Origin of the sequence: Thermaerobacillus caldiproteolyticus (assembly GCF_013761245.1) — a bacterium.
GTDB classification, from domain to species: Bacteria; Bacillota; Bacilli; order Bacillales; family Anoxybacillaceae; genus Thermaerobacillus; species Thermaerobacillus caldiproteolyticus.
The window spans coordinates 204,644-221,457 of the sequence record NZ_JACDUT010000006.1 but is presented as its reverse complement, the minus strand read 5'-3'; the positions used below and the strand labels follow the sequence as shown (position 1 = coordinate 221,457).

Genomic DNA, 16,814 nt, shown 5'->3' with positions numbered 1-16,814 from the left:
GTTAAAAAAATTCATATAATCCATTCGCAAAATAATTATAGTCTTCTTCATTGATAAGTTTGTCACCATATCCTTCAAAGAATATATGGACATCGAGTTCGGAATCAAACGCTTTTCGTTTTGGACGGATTGCTAAAGACACATCATATCTAGGGTCGCCGAAGGCTCCGCCGCTCCAATCGATTACACCGACAATCATTCCGTTACGGACTAAAACGTTATCAATCGTGAAGTCGCCGTGAATAAATGTTTGTTGACATTCTTTTGGACGATTTGTCTTTAATTTATTTAAAAGCTTTGCTGTTCCGTCAACGTTATAGTGCTGGAGATTGTATTCGGCTTGTGCCAACATTTCGTCAAGCCATAATGGATTTTTTACTAATTCGCGTGGGCATGGGGTGGAATGGATCTCTGACAGCGTTTTTCCGAAATAAAAAATCATTTCAAGTCTTTTATCTTCGTTATTTTCCTTCCATAGTGAGCTTCTTAATGTTTCTCCTTCAATATAATCGAATAATGCCCAAGATTGCTTTTCATTTTTTTGTTCAATAAACTGATGAACTTTTGGCACGGGAAGCTTCGTGTGAGATATGCTGTTTAATACAAGCACTTCTTGAGATAAATAAAAACAAAAACGTTCCCCTTTTGTTCGTTTTAAAGCATAACAACCGTTTTGGCTCTCGATCATTCCGACATCGGAAGTGTGGCCTTGTCTGGGAAATTGAATATTTTTAATTGTGCCTACATAATCGACGATTTCGTTAGGTATGTCATGTAATGTGAAGGGATGCAAATATCGTTCACCTCTTATATTAGTGGCATAAATTCGCTTTCAAACACAATCTGGATGAGTGTATGGCGGATCAAGACGACAGCTGTTATGCTCAAGTCTTCCGACAACTGGGGTGGAGTGGGCTTTGAACAATAAAATCCCAACGACTATTTTTTGCACTTTTAACCATACTTTAGAAGATACTCTACCGCTAAAAGCAACGATTTTAGTTTGTTGGATCATGCAATATCTGTAAAGTTTATCAAGAGCGTTGTGTCTTTCGATGTCGGACTTTACTACAATGATTTCGGATTCACCGCAAAGCGCTGCGTTATGAACTCCGCCTATTTGTTGGAAAACGATGCTCCTGTACTGTAAGTGTTCCATGAGATAAAGCATTGCTCCACCTAATGTTTCTATTCGTCATCGCTGTTTTACATCATTGGGCAAATAAAATTGTCTGCTTTTCCTGCAGAAGGAACCGAAAAACACTGCTGGTTAATCGGTTGCTTTGCGTGTACATCAATATAGGCGAAGTTGAGATTGGCATCAGAACCAATAAGACCCTCGGAAGCAAGAAACCAATGACTAGTTAAGCGTACAAACCATTGTTTCGAATGGTTCGCCGTTTACAACAATGGTCAGTAGATATTTTTTCACAATGCCGTCTTCTTGTTCGAACCCTATGTTTTCGTAGCCTTTCATCTTGTTTTTTAGCCGTTGTCTATTTTGTTTACCTTCTTTATTTTTATGTTACAATCATATTATAAGAATAAACGAATGATTTTGAAAATTGCAAACTATTCATAATGTCCGGAGCTAGGCGTATAGAGCATGATGTTATTCATTTTGCCAATATGCCGTTTTTAGGGAGGATTGATGATGGGAAAAACGAAACATACGGGGCCGATAAAATTGGACAAAAGTCCAAAACCTTCTCTTTGGGCAAGTGTTATGCCGATGGGGTTAGGAAAGGTAAAGCCGCATCATATTCGTGATACATTAAAGGTCGTCTGGGAAAATAAAGATCAGCTGTCTTATGCGTATCGCATTTTGACGCAAGGAGTATGTGACGGCTGCGCTCTCGGAGTTGCCGGATTGCGCGATCAAACGTTAACAGGTCCACATCTTTGCACGACGCGCTTAAATGTGCTTCGCCTAAATACGATGCCTGCAATTGATGGGAAATGGCTGGAAAATGTCGATAAATTGAGAGAATTAGATAGCACAGAGCTCAGAAAACTTGGGAGAATCCCGTATCCGCTTTCAAGAAAACCGGGAGAAAAGAAGTTTACGAGAATTAGCTGGGATGAAGCGTTAAACCGCATCGCCGAAAAAATTAAATCAATCAATCCAAAGCAGTTAGCGTTTTATTTAACGGCGCGCGGCATCACGAATGAGGTGTATTATACGGCGGCAAAAGTAGCGCGGTTTTTAGGAACAAACAATATTGACAATGCATCGAGAATTTGTCATTCACCAAGCAAAACGGCATTAAAGCGGTCGCTTGGAATCGGCGCATCCAGCTGCAGTTATAAAGATTGGATTGGCACAGATGTCCTTGTATTTTGGGGCTCTGTGGCGGCGAATAACCAGCCGGTTTCGACGAAGTATATGTACGCGGCAAAAAAAGCGGGTACAAAGATCATCGTCATTAATCCGTATCGCGAACCGGCGATGGAGAAATATTGGATTCCGTCAATTTGGGAAAGTGCGCTTTTTGGCACAAAAATCGCCGATGATTTTTATCAAGTGAACATTGGCGGCGATATTGCCTTTATGAATGGTGTCATAAAACATTGGTTCGAAATGGAGGAAAACAATCCGGGCTCAGCCATCGATTGGCAGTTTGTCCGTGAGCATACGAACGGAATCGATGAATTAAAGGTGCATGTCGCAAAATACGATTGGGAAACGTTAGAGAAATCTTCTGGTCTTTCTAAAGAGAAGATGTATGAGTTCGCAAAATTGCTCGCTGAAGCGAAATCGGGCGTGTTTGTCTGGAGTATGGGGCTTACTCAGCATCGCTTCGGTACGGACAATGTTTCGCAAGTGGCCAATCTCGCCATGCTTCGCGGCTTTATCGGACGCGCTCATTGCGGGCTTATGCCAATTCGCGGCCACAGCGGTGTTCAAGGCTCAGGGGAAATGGGAGCCGACCCGTTTGTATTACCGGGAGGGGAATTTGATGAAGAAAATATCGCGCGTATCGAAAATATTTGGGGATTTCCGATTCCGCGCTGGCAAGGGGATACGATCGGACAGACGCTCGAAAACATCCTACTTCCTGACGGTCATGAACGAAAAGTGAGAGTGTTATATACGAGCGGCGGCAATTTCTTAGAAACAATGCCGAATCCAGATTTTATCCGCAAGGCGTTGGAAAGCTTGGAATTGCGTGTTCATCAAGATATTATTTTTAACACGTCGACATTGTTGGATGCCAAAGAAGAAGTGATTATCTTACCGGCAATGACGCGCTATGAACAGCCGGGCGGTGGCACATCGACAAGCACGGAGCGGATGGTGTATTTCAGTCCGGAAATCGAGGGACCGCGAATTGAAGAAGCACGGGCGGAATGGGAGATTTATATCGACCTTGCTTCACGCGTCAAACCAGAAGAAAAACATTTGATTCATTTTAGTCATGCGCAGGAAATTCGCAACGAAATTGCCATAGCGAATCGAAACTATGATGGAATCCAGCATTTAAAGAAAAAAGGTGATGTTTTTCAATGGGGCGGTGCTTGGCTTTGTGAAGGAGGGGTATGTCCGACAGCGGACGGTCGTGGTAATTTAATTCCAATTGAATTGCCGGAGCTGCGAAAAGCGGAAGGACAATTTTTTGTGACGACTCGACGCGGCAAGCAATTTAATTCGATGATTTATAGCGACAAAGATCCATTTAATGCGGCAGATCGTTATGATATTTTAATGAATCGTGAGGATGCAACGAAACTTGGCATTCGTGAAGGCGAGACGATTGTTGCTTATAATCGTCATGGAATGATGCAGGGCCGAGCAAGGTTCGCAGATGTAAAACAAGGAAACATTGCTGTCTATTGGCCGGAAGGAAACGTGTTAATTCCAAAAGGAGTCTATGAAACATACGCCCAAATCCCAGAGTACAATACTATCGCTATCGTCGAAAAAGCTGAGACGTTCCACGCACAGAAAGATCAGAAATACGTTGAAAAGCGCATTGAAGAGATGGAAATGACCGTTGACTAACTTCATAGCTTTTAAGATGTGATTTATTTGCAAAGTATAATTTTTTATAAATTCCAATAAAATCTTTTAATCAATAGGAAAAGTGATATTATCTTTATCACTTCATGACTGTTGAAAGGGATTGAATGTGGAGATTTTTGTTTTTGGCAAATTGAAAATTAGGGGACAGGAGAGAAATATGATCGAATTAAGAAAATACAGTGATGCTTCGGTATTTAAACAAGATGTACTCCCATTTCTCGGGCAATATGAAGGAGAAAATAATTTACTGTTAGGAGTACTCATGAATTTAAATGAAGGCGATAAGCCTCTTTATATGGGAACGGTCACAAAAAACGGGGAGTTATCGCTTGTATTATTGCAAACGCACCCTCGTCAAATGATTTTATCAAAATCATTGCCGTTAACATCTGAAGAGATTGCTGATTTAGCTAAGAAGCTATACGAGGATTATCCAAATATTCCTGGGTTGATCGGTGAGTCTACCCTCGTAACATCGCTCGCTGAACAAATTGCGCGTCTGAAACATAGTGACGTTCATATTCATATGAAGCAACGCATTTACGTCCTGACTGAAGTGAAAAAACCGGCTTCGGCAAGCGGAAAGCTGCGTCAAGCAGAAATGAATGATTTCGCAACTATGAAAGAGTGGATCTACCACTTCTGTCAAGACGTAGGGGAGCCGATATCGGTTGAGGAAGCCGTACAAAAAGCGGAAGAGATGATCGAAAAAAAGAGGTTGTATGTATGGGATACTGATGGAAAGCTCGTTTCCATGGCCTGCTGGGCACGCCCGACAAAAACGAACGTAACGGTGGGGTTTGTGTATACGCCGCCGAAAGAGAGAAAAAAGGGCTATGCTTCCGATTGCGTTGCTGCTCTCACACAACATTTGTTAGATTCGGGATATAACACAGTTTCCCTGTATACAGATTTAGCAAATCCCACGTCAAACAAAATTTATATGGAAATCGGCTATGAGCCGGTGATGGATTCAATGGTAGTGCTATTTCGAAAGGAGCTATGCTAATGAGCCGAATCCCCTTTGCCTTAATTTTCGATATGGATGGTACACTGTTTCAAACAGAGAAAATTCTTGTCCCAGCATTGCATAAACGTTTGACCGGTTGCGGAGTGAAGGACAATGGCAAGGAGAAACTCCCGTTCGGCAATATTTGAATATTCTCGGCGTCACTCTCCCAGAAGTGTGGCGTCAGCTTTTACCGAACGCAAGTGAAGCGGTTCGCGAAGCTGCAGATCGATGGTTTCTTGAAGATTTAGTGCAGGAAATTGAGCAAGGAAACGGGCAATTATATCCGGGAGTCGTATCTACCCTTGCCTATCTCAAGGAACAGGGAATTTCTCTTTTTGTTGCCAGCAATGGGTTGGAGCGTTATGTCGATGCTATTCGGCAATACTTTTGCTTAGAACGTTATTTCACCGATTTTTACAGTGTCGGTCGCTTTCATTCGCCGTCGAAATCCGCTTTAGTTGCTCGGTTGTTGAGAGATTATGACATTGAAAAAGCGGCGATGGTTGGCGATCGGAGTTCCGATATTCAAGCGGCTAAAGAGAACGGTTTGTTGTCCATCGGCTGCCGGTTCGGATTTGCCAACGATAATGAGCTGCGTGATGCCGATTTCATTGTACATGAATTTTCGGAGATTGTTTCAATGATCGTGGAATGGAAAAAGATATAGTAGTAGAGAAAGACTGTCTCAAACATAAACAGGCCGATTTCAATAACACATAAAAAATGGAAAATCCTCAACTCGTGTCGGTGTTCGGCGATGAGACAATCCTTTTTGCATCATATAGGTTAGGACTTTATTTTTTATGAGCTACAACGATTTGTGAAAATGGAAAGGTGTAAAAAATTCGTTTTGTTTCAATTTGACTTGCTAAGGGTGCCAATATCTCGATATATTCAGATATTCGCTGAATGTCAGAAATGACTAATCTTCCGTTTGGACGCAAGACCCGCCACATCTCCCGAACTGCTTGTTCTCTATCTTCAGGGCTTTTAATATTATGAATAACAAAATTTGACACAACGGCATCAAAACTTTCAGCTGCAAATGGCAATTCACAGGCATCTCCATCAATAAGTTCAATATCAGCTACCTGTTCTATTTCTGCATTTTTTCTAAAAGCTTCCCTGCTGTTGCCGCTAATGTCCCACTGTGACCAACGATCAATGGCTGTTACTTTACATCCCATTTGTGCTGCTGCAATTGCAAGAAGTCCTCGACCTGTTCCTACATCTAGTACCTTATCATTCCTGTCAACTTGAGCTAGCCGTAAAATAACGTGTCGGTGCTTTATTTTGATAACTGTGGAGTACAAGAACATCCATAAACCCATAGATAACATGAACAACCCAAAGAAGAGGCCGCCTATACTTTGAGGCAATCCTTTGAGACTAACAAGAGAAAATATCAATCCGATGACGATGAGAATCCCTACCCAAAAAGGGGCATCAATCCATATCGAAGCGTAAATCGCATCCGTTATCCTCCTAAGTTTTTGTATCTGAATTACATGAATATTAATAACAGTCATTCTAATTCTATGACACTAATTTAATATATGGGCATGTGTGAATCAAGTTTTTTAGAGAGGACTGATGTTTTTGGGAAATATTAACTTTTTCTAAGCGATCATCGCATCATTTTGTCACGAGACAGTTGTTTTCCGAAGGAGCTGTTCTCGAATGTTCACAGCAGTATCAAAGAGGTTGACAATGGTTTTAAACGATTAAGGAGATTCGTTCTAAATTTGACCTGCATGTATTGTTTGAGTTTTATCTTGCTCTTTGTTTTACGAGAAAAGAACTATATTCGCTTAAGATAAGCTATCTAAAGATTCTAGGAAATGGCCCTTTTTCTTGGTATTATCTCGTTCTAGCATGTTAATCCCGACTCTTCCTCTTTTCAGAATAGAAATTCTGCTTATTGTTGTTTTGCTATTTTCTAGTCAGAACGAAAAACATACGAGCAATATCCTATTGAAGACATCCCATCTTATCTTTATAAACTTCTAAAAAACAATCTCTTCCTGTGAAAGGAAGAGCTTTTTTATGCATATTTTCCTTCTTATCGTTAGAAAATAAAGGGAGACAATAGGCGTCTGTTAGGACGAGGCAAAGGAGGAGAAGAGAATGGAGAAAATGGAAAAGCGATTACTGTTCTTCTCGTTCCTTGCAATTGCTGTTTTTGTATCGCCGTATTTTGTTTTTGGCGAAGATGCGCATATGCGTGTTCACGATAATCTTGATTCCAATATTGCGTGGTATAAGGTGTTAACAAGAAGCGGGGAGCTGTTTGGTCCGATTAATGCCGTCATTCCGCAAATTATTAACGGCTTACCGAGAAATGCGTATGGAACAGAATTTAGCGGAATCGTTTGGCTTCATGCGTTATTTCCATCCATTTACGCCTATGGATTAAGCCAAGCGATCACGCGCGTGTTTGCGTTTATCGGCATGTATCTTTTGCTTAAAAAACATGTGATCAAATCCCCGGAATGGTCTTGGATTCGCGTCGGTGCAGCTCTCGCTTTTGCATTGACGCCGTTTTGGCCGTCGGGCATGTTAAGCACGCTTGGAATGCCGCTTGCGTTATGGGCGTTTTTAAACATTCGTGCCGGCGAGCGTTCGTGGGTAAATTATCTTGTGCTTACGCTTTTGCCCTTTTATTCCAGTCTTGTGCTCGGTTTTTTCTTTTTCCTTAGTGCCATGGGAGTTTTTTGGCTTGTGGATGTTGTGCGCGGGAAAGGGTGGAATTGGCGATTTTTATTGGCGATTGTGTACATGACGGCTATTTATGTTGCGATTGAATACCGCCTTGTCCATTCGCTTTTATTTGCTGATGAACCGACGAGTCGTGATGAATATTTTCATGCCCGTCTTTCTTTTTGGCGTGCTATTCGATTGACGTTGAAAAATTATATTCTTGGCCACAATCACGTGATGACGGTGCACGGTCTTGTCATTTTGCCGGTGACGTTCGTCGCTTTATATATGGTTTGGAAAAAGAAATTATGGAAGCAAGAAAAAATGTTTCTGTTTCTTCATGCTTTGAACTTCGCTCTTTCGGCATGGTATGCGTTTTGGTTTTATAAAGGATGGGTCCCGTTAACTGAACGCTTTGACATTCTCGATAAATTTAACTTTGCCCGCTATCATTTTTTGCGGCCGATGGTGATTTACATGCTATTTGCGCTTTCGTTAAAAATTTTATGGCAACAAGGACAAGCGTGGAAAAAAGCATGTTTTACCGCGATTGCGGCACAACTCATCGTGCTTGCGATATTTAATGAGGAAATCTTTTATCGCCACAAACCGTCGTTTAAGCAGTTTTACGCCGAAGAACAATTTCAAGAGATTAAAGAATACATAGGCCTTCCTGTGCACAAATATCGCGTCGCCAGCATCGGAATTCATCCGGCGATCGCCCAATATAACGGGTTTTACACATTAGATACGTACAATAATTTTTATCCGTTGAGGTATAAACACCAGTTTCGAAAAATCATTGCGCGTGAGCTAGCGAAAAATAAAAAGCTGCGCGAGTATTTCGATGAATGGGGAGGACGTTGTTATATTTTCGTAGACGAGTTAGGCAAGCATTATATGTTTAAAAAACATTCAAAGAAAAAGATTACCAATTTACAGCTAAATACCGATGTGTTTCGTCAAATGGGCGGACGCTATATTTTTTCCGCCTTACCGATTACAAATGCTAAAAGCAATCAATTAGCACTGGAAAAAGTGTTTCATTCCGATGAATCCGCATGGACGATTTATCTATATAAAGTGACATCGTAAGGAGGAATAGCGATGAGCGAACCGGTTCTCACTATTGTAGTCCCTTGTTATAACGAAGAGGAGGTGCTTCCAGAAACGATTCGGCAACTTCGTGATTTGCTTCAGCAATTAATCGCCGAGCAGCTTGTTTCTGAACAAAGTAAACTATTGTTCGTTGATGATGGAAGTCAGGATACTACGTGGACGATTATTTATAAAGCAAGCTTGCGATATCCAGAAGTGAAAGGATTGAAACTCGCCCGCAATGCCGGGCATCAAAATGCCCTTTTAGCCGGATTATTTGCAGCTAAAATGCTTTCTGATTGTATCGTTTCCATAGATGCTGATTTACAAGATGATATTTCCGTCATTCGTGAGTTTATGAAAAAGTTTCATGAAGGATACGAAATTGTATACGGAGTACGGAATAAGAGAGATACGGATTCGTTTTTTAAACGCCACAGCGCCCAAGGGTTTTATAAATTAATGAAAGCGATGGGGGTGCATATCGTTTATAATCATGCCGATTATCGTCTCATGAGTCGACGCGTCGTTGAGGAGCTCGAACGGTTTGAAGAAGTGAATTTGTTTTTGCGCGGCATTGTACCGTTGCTCGGTTTCCGTTCGACAACTGTTTATTATGACCGAAAAGAGCGATTAGCAGGAGAAACGAAATACCCGCTTAAAAAAATGTTGGCGTTTGCTTTAGACGGGATTACCTCATTCAGCATTACACCGATTCGTTTCATTTCGCTCGTTGGATTTGTTTCCTTTTTTGTGAGTTTGTTTTTTGGGGCATATTTTCTATTTTTAAAATTTAACGGTTATACGCAAACGGGGTGGACATCGCTTATTACGTCGATTTGGCTTCTTGGCGGACTTCAGCTCATTGCGCTCGGCTTGATTGGGGAATACATCGGGAAAATCTATAAAGAAACGAAACGCCGTCCGCGTTATATCATTGACCTTGATTTATTCAATTTCCCGTTGCCGCTTCCGGTAAATCATGTTCCATCGCTTGGAGAAGAGCGGAAAAGCATCGATATTCAGAAGAGGAATAGGTAACGGCGATTTTTTGCTTGCATTCCTTTTCAAGAAGGAGTAGACTGGGCTTGTAAAAACAAATAGTGAGCGGGAGCCTGTGGAATCAGGCTGAGAGTACGACTAATCCGTCGTTGACCGTTTGAACCTGTTGGGTAATGCCAGCGTAGGGAAAGTGACAAGGAGAGAAGTGTACACTTTGCTTACGCGCAAAGTGTTTTTTATTTTTGCGTGGAAAGGAATGGAACAAGGATGGACGTGCAAGAGATTGCCAAAACATTAGAAAACGTGCGGCAGGCTAATCCGCTCGTTCATAATATCACTAATGTTGTCGTTACAAATTTTACGGCAAACGGTTTGCTTGCATTAGGCGCTTCTCCGGTTATGGCATACGCGAAAGAGGAAGTGGCTGATATGGCAAAAATCGCTGGAGCGCTTGTATTAAATATCGGCACATTAAACGAAACGGAAGTCGAAGCGATGTTGATGGCTGGAAAATCGGCGAACGAACACGGCGTTCCGGTCATTTTCGATCCGGTTGGGGCAGGAGCGACGCGCTACCGAACAGAAACGGCAAAAAAGATTGTTCGTGAAGTGAACGTTTCTGTCATTCGCGGCAATGCGGCGGAGATTGCCAATGTCATAGGAGAAAATTGGATGATTAAAGGTGTGGATGCCGGCGAAGGAAACGGTGATGTCGTTGTGTTGGCAAAAAAAGCAGCACAGCAGCTTCATACCATTGTCGCGATTACGGGCAAAGACGATGTGGTTACCGATGGGGAGACAACATACGTCATTCGTAACGGCCATCCGCTTTTAACGAAAGTCACTGGAACGGGCTGTTTATTAACATCGGTCATCGGGGCGTTTGCCGCTGTTGAATCCAATTTATTGGTAGCGGCAGCTTCTGCGCTTGTCAGTTATGGAGTTGCTGCGGAAATCGCAGCGAAAAAAGCGGGAGAAGCGGGTCCGGGAAGCTTTCAAATTGCCTTTTTAAACGAACTTGCTCGTGTAGGGGAAGAAGATATTCGTCAATATAGTCTCATAGAACAAGTGAAGTGAAAGGGAGATTGTCATGAGAAACGTGTACAAAGCGTTAACGATTGCTGGTTCTGACAGCGGCGGCGGCGCCGGCATTCAAGCAGATTTAAAGACATTTCAAGAGCTGCGAGTATTTGGAATGTCCGCATTAACAGCGGTGACGGCGCAAAATACGCTCGGCGTACAAGGAGTATATCCTTTATCCGTTGAGGCGGTTGAACAGCAAATTGAATCGATCGGGACGGATTTAGGAGCCGATGCCGTCAAAACAGGGATGTTGTTTAGCGCGGAAATTATTCAAGCGGTGGCAGCCAAAGTGAAGCAATTTGGTTGGAATCAGCTTGTCGTCGATCCAGTGATGATTGCGAAAGGTGGTGCGCCGCTTTTACAAGAAGAAGCGGTTAGCGCCTTAAAAACACACTTGCTTCCATTGGCGATGGTCATTACTCCTAATATTCCGGAAGCGGAAGTGTTAACAGGCATGACAATCCGGACAATCAATGATCGCCATGAAGCCGCAAAGCGCCTATATGAACTAGGTGTCAAGCATGTCGTCATTAAAGGCGGTCATGATGATGACGACGATGAAGCAGTCGATGTATTGTACGATGGTCATGAATTTTCATATTTTACAAGCAAACGGATCGAAACGAACCATACGCATGGGACAGGTTGCACATTTGCAGCAGCGATTACGGCGGAACTCGCGAAAGGCCGCAGCGTCAAGGAAGCGGTACAAACAGCGAAAGCATTTATTCAAGCAGCAATTGAGCATGAATTAGGCATTGGTCACGGTCATGGTCCGACGAATCATTGGGCGTACCGACAAGCGAATTTATCATGATTAGGTGATGAACGGTGACACGAATCTCAACAGAAACGATGAAAGAATTGTTACGCGTGTATTTTATTATGGGCAGCAGCAACTGTAAGAAAAATCCTTTGAGCGTTTTAACCGAAGCAATCACTGGCGGGATCACATTGTTTCAATTCCGTGAAAAAGGAAAAGAGGCGTTCACAGGCGAGGAGAAGTATGCTTTCGCAAAAGAGTTGCAAAAGATTTGCCGACAACATGGCGTGCCGTTTATCGTCAACGATGACGTCGAATTAGCAATTGAGCTCGATGCGGATGGAGTGCATATTGGACAGGACGATGAAAAAGCCGATGTCGTTCGCAAGAAGATCGGCGATAAAATTCTTGGCGTTTCCGCTCACAATTTGGAAGAAGCGCGCGCGGCGATGACAGCTGGAGCTGATTACATCGGTGTCGGTCCAATTTTTCCAACGACATCGAAAGACGATGCAAAGGAGGCGCAAGGCGCTTCTATCATTCGGTTTCTTCGTGACAGCGGCATCGACATTCCGATCGTGGCGATTGGTGGAATCACGCATGAAAATGCAAGTGAAGTCATCGCTGCTGGAGCTGATGGTGTTTCTGTCATTAGCGCGATCGCCTCTGCAGAGTCGCCATTTGATGCAACAAGACAACTTGTTCAATGTGTAAAAGTTAAATAACGGGCTGTTTCAGTTACGAAACAGCCCGTTTCTTTTTTGGAAAGCGCCATTCAATTAGAGGTCGCACAAGCCGAACAATCGGTTCGCTTCCTAAAATGAACATGACGAACAATGATAAAAGGAGCAACAACGGATAACCGTGAATGTCCATAATGAAATCAGGAAAATGGGTTACATGTAAATATTTTAAAATAAACCCGTGAAGAATATAAATATAAAACGTTCTTGTGCCCAACGTTGAAATTGGTAAGCGACGATTTGGGATGAGCGACATAAAGCAAAACATCATGAAAGCGCTCGCTCCATAAATAATCAGTCGACCTATAGCTCCTTTTTCTTCATGAACACCTAGCGTTTCATATGATTTAGAGCCGTACAACCATTCTTGCGGCAAATCAGGAAACCCGAGATGAATACAGATAAACATGCCGATTAAGACGATTAATGAAAATAGGCGAACACGTCGTGTCAGCAATCGTTCAAAATGGCTTTTCTGCAAGAAAAAACCCATTAAAAAGAACGGAAAAAACGTGAATGTTCGAGATAAGCTCAACCATTTTTCCGCTTCGATCATTCCGGCCCCCACGCCGAGTAACAAGGCGATCAATAGAGAAATATGTTTAGGTATATTGGCAAAAATCCATAATAATATATTCCAGCTAAACAAACTGATTAAAAACCATAAACTCCAATGCGGTGTAAAAACATCGATTTGTACCGTATCTTTTTCATATAAAAACGAATAATAAATCGAATACAATAGTTGAAAAATAAGATAAGGAAGCAATAATTTTTTCGTGATTTTTTTCAAATACCCATGCTGACGAAATCCTTTAGCAAAGTAGCCGGAAATTAAAATAAACGCTGGCATATGAAAAAAGAAAATCCAAACGTATAAGCTATGGACAAACAACTCACTATCAATATAAGGGCGGAGAAAGTGGCCAAACACGACGAGGAGCATTAAAAAACATTTCGCATTGTCGAAATAGCAATCGCGTTCGCTCATCACACCTTCCCCCATTCTCTTTTTTCTATACTAATTCGAATTTTTTTTGCTTGTTATGGGGGTGATATTGCGTTGAATATCGACAGGAGGGTAAATCATGGAACACGAAACGACAGATATGACTCAATTGCTAGAAATTATCAATGCAAAAGGAGATGCAGGAGAACTCGAGCAAATTGTTCATCCGTATGTGCAGCTTATTTGCAATGATGAATTATTCTGGAAAGAATTACGGGTAATAGCAGAAGATAGTGCAAAAGATAATGAAGAGGAGGGAAATAACGATGGAAGTCATGCGCGCTAAACAAATTGCTGAGACGGGAGAAATCATTCCCGTTATGTATGAAGGAAAACAAGTATTCATCCAGCACGTTGATGAGGAACGAAAAATGGCAAGAATTTATCTGAAAGAACGGTCCGAAGAAGAAATGGAAGTTCCTGTTCGCCTTCTTCAAGAGCGGAACTAGCTAGCTTCTATTATTAGCGTGTGATATAATGAAATAGGATATGTTGAATGTGGTGATTTAGTGGATCATTGGAAAATGGAGTGAATACGATGAATATTGGATTTGGCGAAATTGCCCTTATCGTGTTTTTTGCGTTGTTAATTTTTGGTCCAAAGAAATTGCCGGAACTTGGTCGAGCAGCAGGGAAAACGCTTCGTGAGTTTAAAAATGCGACAAAAGGAATTATCGACGACGAAGAGCAAAAGGTACAAAAATAAACATGGGCTTGGTGTAGCTGTACACCAAGCCCATGTTTATTGATATAAACAATGGTATCACAAAAGCCTGTTACAAAATGAATAGACGCTTTTTAGTTTAGAAGGAGATGCCACGGGCAGATGGTGTTCTAATTGTTATTTGAATTTACATTCATGAAGCGGAACGACTTTTGTCTTTTTCGTCCATTTATACCCTAACCAAACGATAATAAATAGTGGTAAGCCAATATAAGAAACGAGAATGCCATACCAATCGATTGTTCCACCTATAAATGCAGAATAGTTTTGTCCCAAAATAACGATCGTACAAAGAACCAACGCAAAGATTGGACCAAAAGGAAACCATTTTGCTTTATAAGGTAAATCGCGAAGATCCCGACCTTGAGCAACGTAGGCTTTTCGGAAACGGTAATGGCTGATGGCGATTCCTAACCATGCGATAAACCCCGACATTCCTGAGGCATTTAACAACCATGTATAGACAACACCGTCCCCAAATAAAGAGGCCAAAAAGGCGAGCGTTCCTAAAGATGAAGTGACGATAAGCGCATTCACAGGTACGCCGCGTTTGTTTAACTTTGCTAAAAATTTCGGTGCCTTACCTTCGCGAGCTAAGTCCCACAGCATGCGAGTAGATGCATACATCCCTGAGTTACCAGCCGATAGAACCGCTGTTAAAATGACTGCATTCATGACGGAAGCAGCAAACGCAATTCCTGCCTTATCAAATACAAGCGTAAATGGGCTCACGGTTACATCGCTATTGGCAAGTTTTTCATTCGTGTAAGGAATCAATAAACCAATCGCTAAAATAGCTAAGACATAGAATAAAAGGATGCGCCAAAATACTTGGCGAATGGCACGCGGAATGTTGCGCTTAGGATCTTCGCTTTCGCCGGCAGCGACCCCTAACAATTCTGTTCCTTGAAAGGAGAATCCTGCTGCCATGAAAATTCCAAGCATCGCCATAAACCCGCCATGAAATGGAGCGTCTCCAATCGTAAAGTTTTTGAAGCCGACTGCTTCACCGCCCATAATCCCAACAATCATCAAAAAGCTCACAATTAAAAAAATGATAACAGTTGCGACTTTAATAAGAGAAAACCAATATTCAGCTTCACCGAATCCTTTTACGGATAAATAGTTTAATAGAAACATGACGGCTAAACAAAGCGCGCTCCATAAAAGCGAAGGGCTGTTAGGGAACCAAAACTTCATAATCATCGTGACGGCAGATAATTCGGCGGCAATGGTGATTGCCCAGTTGTACCAATAGTTCCATCCTAGCGCAAATCCTAAAGCTGGGTCCACAAACTTTGTGGCATAGGTGCTAAATGAGCCGGCGACCGGCATATATGTAGCCATTTCTGCAAGGCTTGTCATTAAAAAGTACACCATAATTCCAATGGCCGCATACGCAACGAGTGCTCCGCCAGGCCCTGCTGTGTGAACGGCGCTACCGCTTGCTAGGAATAAACCTGTGCCAATCGTTCCTCCTAAGGAAATCATTGTTAAATGCCGCGCCTTTAATTTTCGGTGTAACTCATTCGAGGACAGAGAATCGGAAGCAGACATTGCTTCTTTTTTCGTGACTGTCTCCATTGGTTCAATCACTCCTTTTCATTAGAATAATTGAGGAATAAAAAAGCCGTCGAAGGAGATTCGACGGCAGTGTACTCAATACCCGCACGCATCAAACCTTCCATGAAGATAGCGCTCCACGTCTGCTCCATGCAAACGTGACAGTGCTGTTCCTATTCGGCAACAGCCCCAGCTTAAGCATCCAGAGAAATGCCCAAGCTTCGGCAGCTTTTCCTTTCCAGTGAAGTCTTTGACGTCTCTGCGTCTCGTTCACTGTACTCATAAAAGCTGCGACCTCTACCTCATTGGTCTAATGAGCGTCCTATTCAGTTCTACCAATCATATTGTAAATGATTTTTGTAGTCGCGGCAATATAAAAATATTAAGAGACAAGTCTTTAAAAACAGTGCCATATATATTGAAATAGAGCGAAAAAAATGAGGTGTGGCACAAATGTTCAAAAAGATGGTTGCAATCGGTGTCGGCAGCGTTTTACTAGCCATTGGCATTAACGTTTTTTTGGTTCCCCATCACTTGTTAGACGGGGGAATCATTGGAATCGGCTTAATCGCGAAATACATTTGGCAAGTTAAAGTAGGGTTGACGACCATGTTGGTAAGCGTACCGCTTTATATTATTGCATGGTTTTACTATCGACCGTTTTTTTACAATAGTTTGCATGGACTGTTATTTTCCTCACTAATGATCGATGTATGTTCGGTGTTGCGTGGGACGGTATCGGTTGATCCGATGATCAGCTCGATTATTGGCGGAATTTTTGTCGGGACAGGCATCGGTATGATGTTACGGGAAGAGACAAGCACGGGCGGAACAGATTTATTAGCCCAATTTATCGCTAGAATCACAAATTGGAATGTAGGGATTATCATTTTTATAATGGATGCGTTGATTATTACAGTAGGGAGTTTTCTAATCGGTTCGACGTCATTTCTTCACTCGTTCATCGTTGTGACAGTCGTTGGTATTGTGACTACAATATTGACCGAAACAAAAAGATGGAGTCGCCCCATCATTTGACGTCTCCATCCTTTAATATAAGCGTTGAATCGCTGCTAGTTTTCTTGTGCCAAAC

General features: G+C 42.1%; 17 protein-coding genes and 2 riboswitches. Of the genes, 12 read left to right on the top strand and 5 right to left on the bottom strand.

The genetic code is table 11. The features are described from left to right. Nucleotide 1 precedes the first annotated feature (1 nt). Together HNR31_RS11255 and HNR31_RS11250 are read right to left on the bottom strand one after the other, a co-directional pair. Entirely contained in the window at nucleotides 2-793 is a 792-nt protein-coding gene (locus HNR31_RS11255; RefSeq protein WP_181556326.1) for a phosphotransferase, read from the bottom strand. A gap of 39 nt (nucleotides 794-832) precedes the next feature. Next, entirely contained in the window at nucleotides 833-1,171 is a 339-nt protein-coding gene (locus HNR31_RS11250; RefSeq protein WP_220129499.1) for a formate dehydrogenase accessory sulfurtransferase FdhD, read from the bottom strand. A gap of 483 nt (nucleotides 1,172-1,654) precedes the next feature. Between HNR31_RS11250 and HNR31_RS11245 the strand changes: the two genes are divergently transcribed. The 3 genes from HNR31_RS11245 (at nucleotide 1,655) to HNR31_RS11235 (ending at nucleotide 5,703) form a co-directional block, all read left to right on the top strand. Further along, nucleotides 1,655-4,003: an FdhF/YdeP family oxidoreductase gene (locus HNR31_RS11245; protein WP_181556324.1), complete on the top strand. Its 2,349-nt coding sequence runs from the start codon at nucleotides 1,655-1,657 to the stop codon at nucleotides 4,001-4,003. Between the two features lie 178 nt (nucleotides 4,004-4,181). Next, nucleotides 4,182-5,033 carry a GNAT family N-acetyltransferase gene (locus HNR31_RS11240; protein ID WP_181556323.1) on the top strand — a complete coding sequence of 284 codons (852 nt, stop codon included), beginning with the start codon at nucleotides 4,182-4,184 and terminating at the stop codon, nucleotides 5,031-5,033. Nucleotides 5,034-5,130: 97 nt separating this feature from the next. Then, nucleotides 5,131-5,703, top strand: coding sequence for an HAD-IA family hydrolase (locus HNR31_RS11235; RefSeq protein WP_309505685.1), 573 nt, complete (start codon nucleotides 5,131-5,133; stop codon nucleotides 5,701-5,703). A gap of 127 nt (nucleotides 5,704-5,830) precedes the next feature. Here the strand turns inward: HNR31_RS11235 and HNR31_RS11230 are convergent, their stop codons facing one another. Beyond that, nucleotides 5,831-6,565 (bottom strand): class I SAM-dependent methyltransferase, encoded by a 735-nt coding sequence (locus HNR31_RS11230; protein ID WP_181556322.1) that lies wholly within the window; start codon nucleotides 6,563-6,565, stop codon nucleotides 5,831-5,833. A gap of 598 nt (nucleotides 6,566-7,163) precedes the next feature. Here HNR31_RS11230 and HNR31_RS11225 point away from each other — a divergent pair. The 5 genes from HNR31_RS11225 to thiE all read left to right on the top strand — a co-directional run bounded on the left by HNR31_RS11225 (nucleotide 7,164) and on the right by thiE (nucleotide 12,407). After that, on the top strand, nucleotides 7,164-8,831 hold the full coding sequence (locus HNR31_RS11225; protein WP_181556321.1) for a DUF6044 family protein: 1,668 nt from the start codon (nucleotides 7,164-7,166) through the stop codon (nucleotides 8,829-8,831). Between the two features lie 12 nt (nucleotides 8,832-8,843). Next, nucleotides 8,844-9,875: a glycosyltransferase family 2 protein gene (locus tag HNR31_RS11220; RefSeq protein WP_181556320.1), complete on the top strand. Its 1,032-nt coding sequence runs from the start codon at nucleotides 8,844-8,846 to the stop codon at nucleotides 9,873-9,875. A 56-nt stretch (nucleotides 9,876-9,931) separates the two neighbouring features. Continuing rightward, a riboswitch (TPP riboswitch) is annotated at nucleotides 9,932-10,041 on the top strand. A 62-nt stretch (nucleotides 10,042-10,103) separates the two neighbouring features. Next, entirely contained in the window at nucleotides 10,104-10,913 is an 810-nt protein-coding gene (thiM, locus tag HNR31_RS11215; RefSeq protein WP_181556319.1) for a hydroxyethylthiazole kinase, read from the top strand. A gap of 13 nt (nucleotides 10,914-10,926) precedes the next feature. Further along, nucleotides 10,927-11,736 (top strand): bifunctional hydroxymethylpyrimidine kinase/phosphomethylpyrimidine kinase, encoded by an 810-nt coding sequence (gene thiD, locus HNR31_RS11210; protein WP_181556318.1) that lies wholly within the window; start codon nucleotides 10,927-10,929, stop codon nucleotides 11,734-11,736. 14 nt (nucleotides 11,737-11,750) lie between these two features. Beyond that, nucleotides 11,751-12,407, top strand: a complete 657-nt coding sequence (gene thiE, locus HNR31_RS11205; protein WP_181556317.1) for a thiamine phosphate synthase — start codon at nucleotides 11,751-11,753, stop codon at nucleotides 12,405-12,407. Nucleotides 12,408-12,420: 13 nt separating this feature from the next. On the opposite strand, the gene HNR31_RS11200 is transcribed toward thiE, so the two are convergent. Next, nucleotides 12,421-13,416 (bottom strand): acyltransferase family protein, encoded by a 996-nt coding sequence (locus HNR31_RS11200; protein ID WP_181556316.1) that lies wholly within the window; start codon nucleotides 13,414-13,416, stop codon nucleotides 12,421-12,423. A gap of 97 nt (nucleotides 13,417-13,513) precedes the next feature. On the opposite strand from HNR31_RS11200, the gene HNR31_RS11195 reads away from it, so the two are divergent. The 3 genes from HNR31_RS11195 to HNR31_RS11185 all read left to right on the top strand — a co-directional run bounded on the left by HNR31_RS11195 (nucleotide 13,514) and on the right by HNR31_RS11185 (nucleotide 14,140). Beyond that, nucleotides 13,514-13,720 carry a hypothetical protein gene (locus HNR31_RS11195; protein WP_181556315.1) on the top strand — a complete coding sequence of 69 codons (207 nt, stop codon included), beginning with the start codon at nucleotides 13,514-13,516 and terminating at the stop codon, nucleotides 13,718-13,720. Then, on the top strand, nucleotides 13,701-13,883 hold the full coding sequence (locus HNR31_RS11190) for an H-type small acid-soluble spore protein (RefSeq protein ID WP_181556314.1): 183 nt from the start codon (nucleotides 13,701-13,703) through the stop codon (nucleotides 13,881-13,883). The genes HNR31_RS11195 and HNR31_RS11190 overlap by 20 nt, the downstream gene beginning before the upstream one ends. Before the next feature lie 89 nt (nucleotides 13,884-13,972). Continuing rightward, nucleotides 13,973-14,140: a twin-arginine translocase TatA/TatE family subunit gene (locus tag HNR31_RS11185; RefSeq protein ID WP_181556313.1), complete on the top strand. Its 168-nt coding sequence runs from the start codon at nucleotides 13,973-13,975 to the stop codon at nucleotides 14,138-14,140. A 135-nt stretch (nucleotides 14,141-14,275) separates the two neighbouring features. Here the strand turns inward: HNR31_RS11185 and HNR31_RS11180 are convergent, their stop codons facing one another. Then, on the bottom strand, nucleotides 14,276-15,742 hold the full coding sequence (locus HNR31_RS11180; protein ID WP_181556312.1) for an amino acid permease: 1,467 nt from the start codon (nucleotides 15,740-15,742) through the stop codon (nucleotides 14,276-14,278). Between the two features lie 101 nt (nucleotides 15,743-15,843). Further along, a riboswitch (Lysine riboswitch) is annotated at nucleotides 15,844-16,029 on the bottom strand. Between the two features lie 145 nt (nucleotides 16,030-16,174). Here HNR31_RS11180 and HNR31_RS11175 point away from each other — a divergent pair. Then, a complete protein-coding gene (locus HNR31_RS11175) occupies nucleotides 16,175-16,759 on the top strand; it encodes a YitT family protein (RefSeq protein ID WP_181556311.1) in 585 nt (194 codons plus the stop codon). Nucleotides 16,760-16,814: the final 55 nt, after the last annotated feature.

What these genes read in the sequence shown, in the direction of transcription:
- HNR31_RS11250 (WP_220129499.1), bottom strand. Translation starts at nt 1,171, where the DNA reads ATGCTTTATCTCATGGAACACTTACAGTACAGGAGCATCGTTTTCCAA.
- HNR31_RS11245 (WP_181556324.1), top strand. Translation starts at nt 1,655, where the DNA reads ATGGGAAAAACGAAACATACGGGGCCGATAAAATTGGACAAAAGTCCA.
- HNR31_RS11240 (WP_181556323.1), top strand. Translation starts at nt 4,182, where the DNA reads ATGATCGAATTAAGAAAATACAGTGATGCTTCGGTATTTAAACAAGAT.
- HNR31_RS11230 (WP_181556322.1), bottom strand. Translation starts at nt 6,565, where the DNA reads ATGACTGTTATTAATATTCATGTAATTCAGATACAAAAACTTAGGAGG.
- HNR31_RS11225 (WP_181556321.1), top strand. Translation starts at nt 7,164, where the DNA reads ATGGAGAAAATGGAAAAGCGATTACTGTTCTTCTCGTTCCTTGCAATT.
- HNR31_RS11220 (WP_181556320.1), top strand. Translation starts at nt 8,844, where the DNA reads ATGAGCGAACCGGTTCTCACTATTGTAGTCCCTTGTTATAACGAAGAG.
- thiM (WP_181556319.1), top strand. Translation starts at nt 10,104, where the DNA reads ATGGACGTGCAAGAGATTGCCAAAACATTAGAAAACGTGCGGCAGGCT.
- thiD (WP_181556318.1), top strand. Translation starts at nt 10,927, where the DNA reads ATGAGAAACGTGTACAAAGCGTTAACGATTGCTGGTTCTGACAGCGGC.
- HNR31_RS11200 (WP_181556316.1), bottom strand. Translation starts at nt 13,416, where the DNA reads ATGAGCGAACGCGATTGCTATTTCGACAATGCGAAATGTTTTTTAATG.
- HNR31_RS11195 (WP_181556315.1), top strand. Translation starts at nt 13,514, where the DNA reads ATGGAACACGAAACGACAGATATGACTCAATTGCTAGAAATTATCAAT.
- HNR31_RS11190 (WP_181556314.1), top strand. Translation starts at nt 13,701, where the DNA reads ATGGAAGTCATGCGCGCTAAACAAATTGCTGAGACGGGAGAAATCATT.
- HNR31_RS11185 (WP_181556313.1), top strand. Translation starts at nt 13,973, where the DNA reads ATGAATATTGGATTTGGCGAAATTGCCCTTATCGTGTTTTTTGCGTTG.
- HNR31_RS11180 (WP_181556312.1), bottom strand. Translation starts at nt 15,742, where the DNA reads ATGGAGACAGTCACGAAAAAAGAAGCAATGTCTGCTTCCGATTCTCTG.
- HNR31_RS11175 (WP_181556311.1), top strand. Translation starts at nt 16,175, where the DNA reads ATGTTCAAAAAGATGGTTGCAATCGGTGTCGGCAGCGTTTTACTAGCC.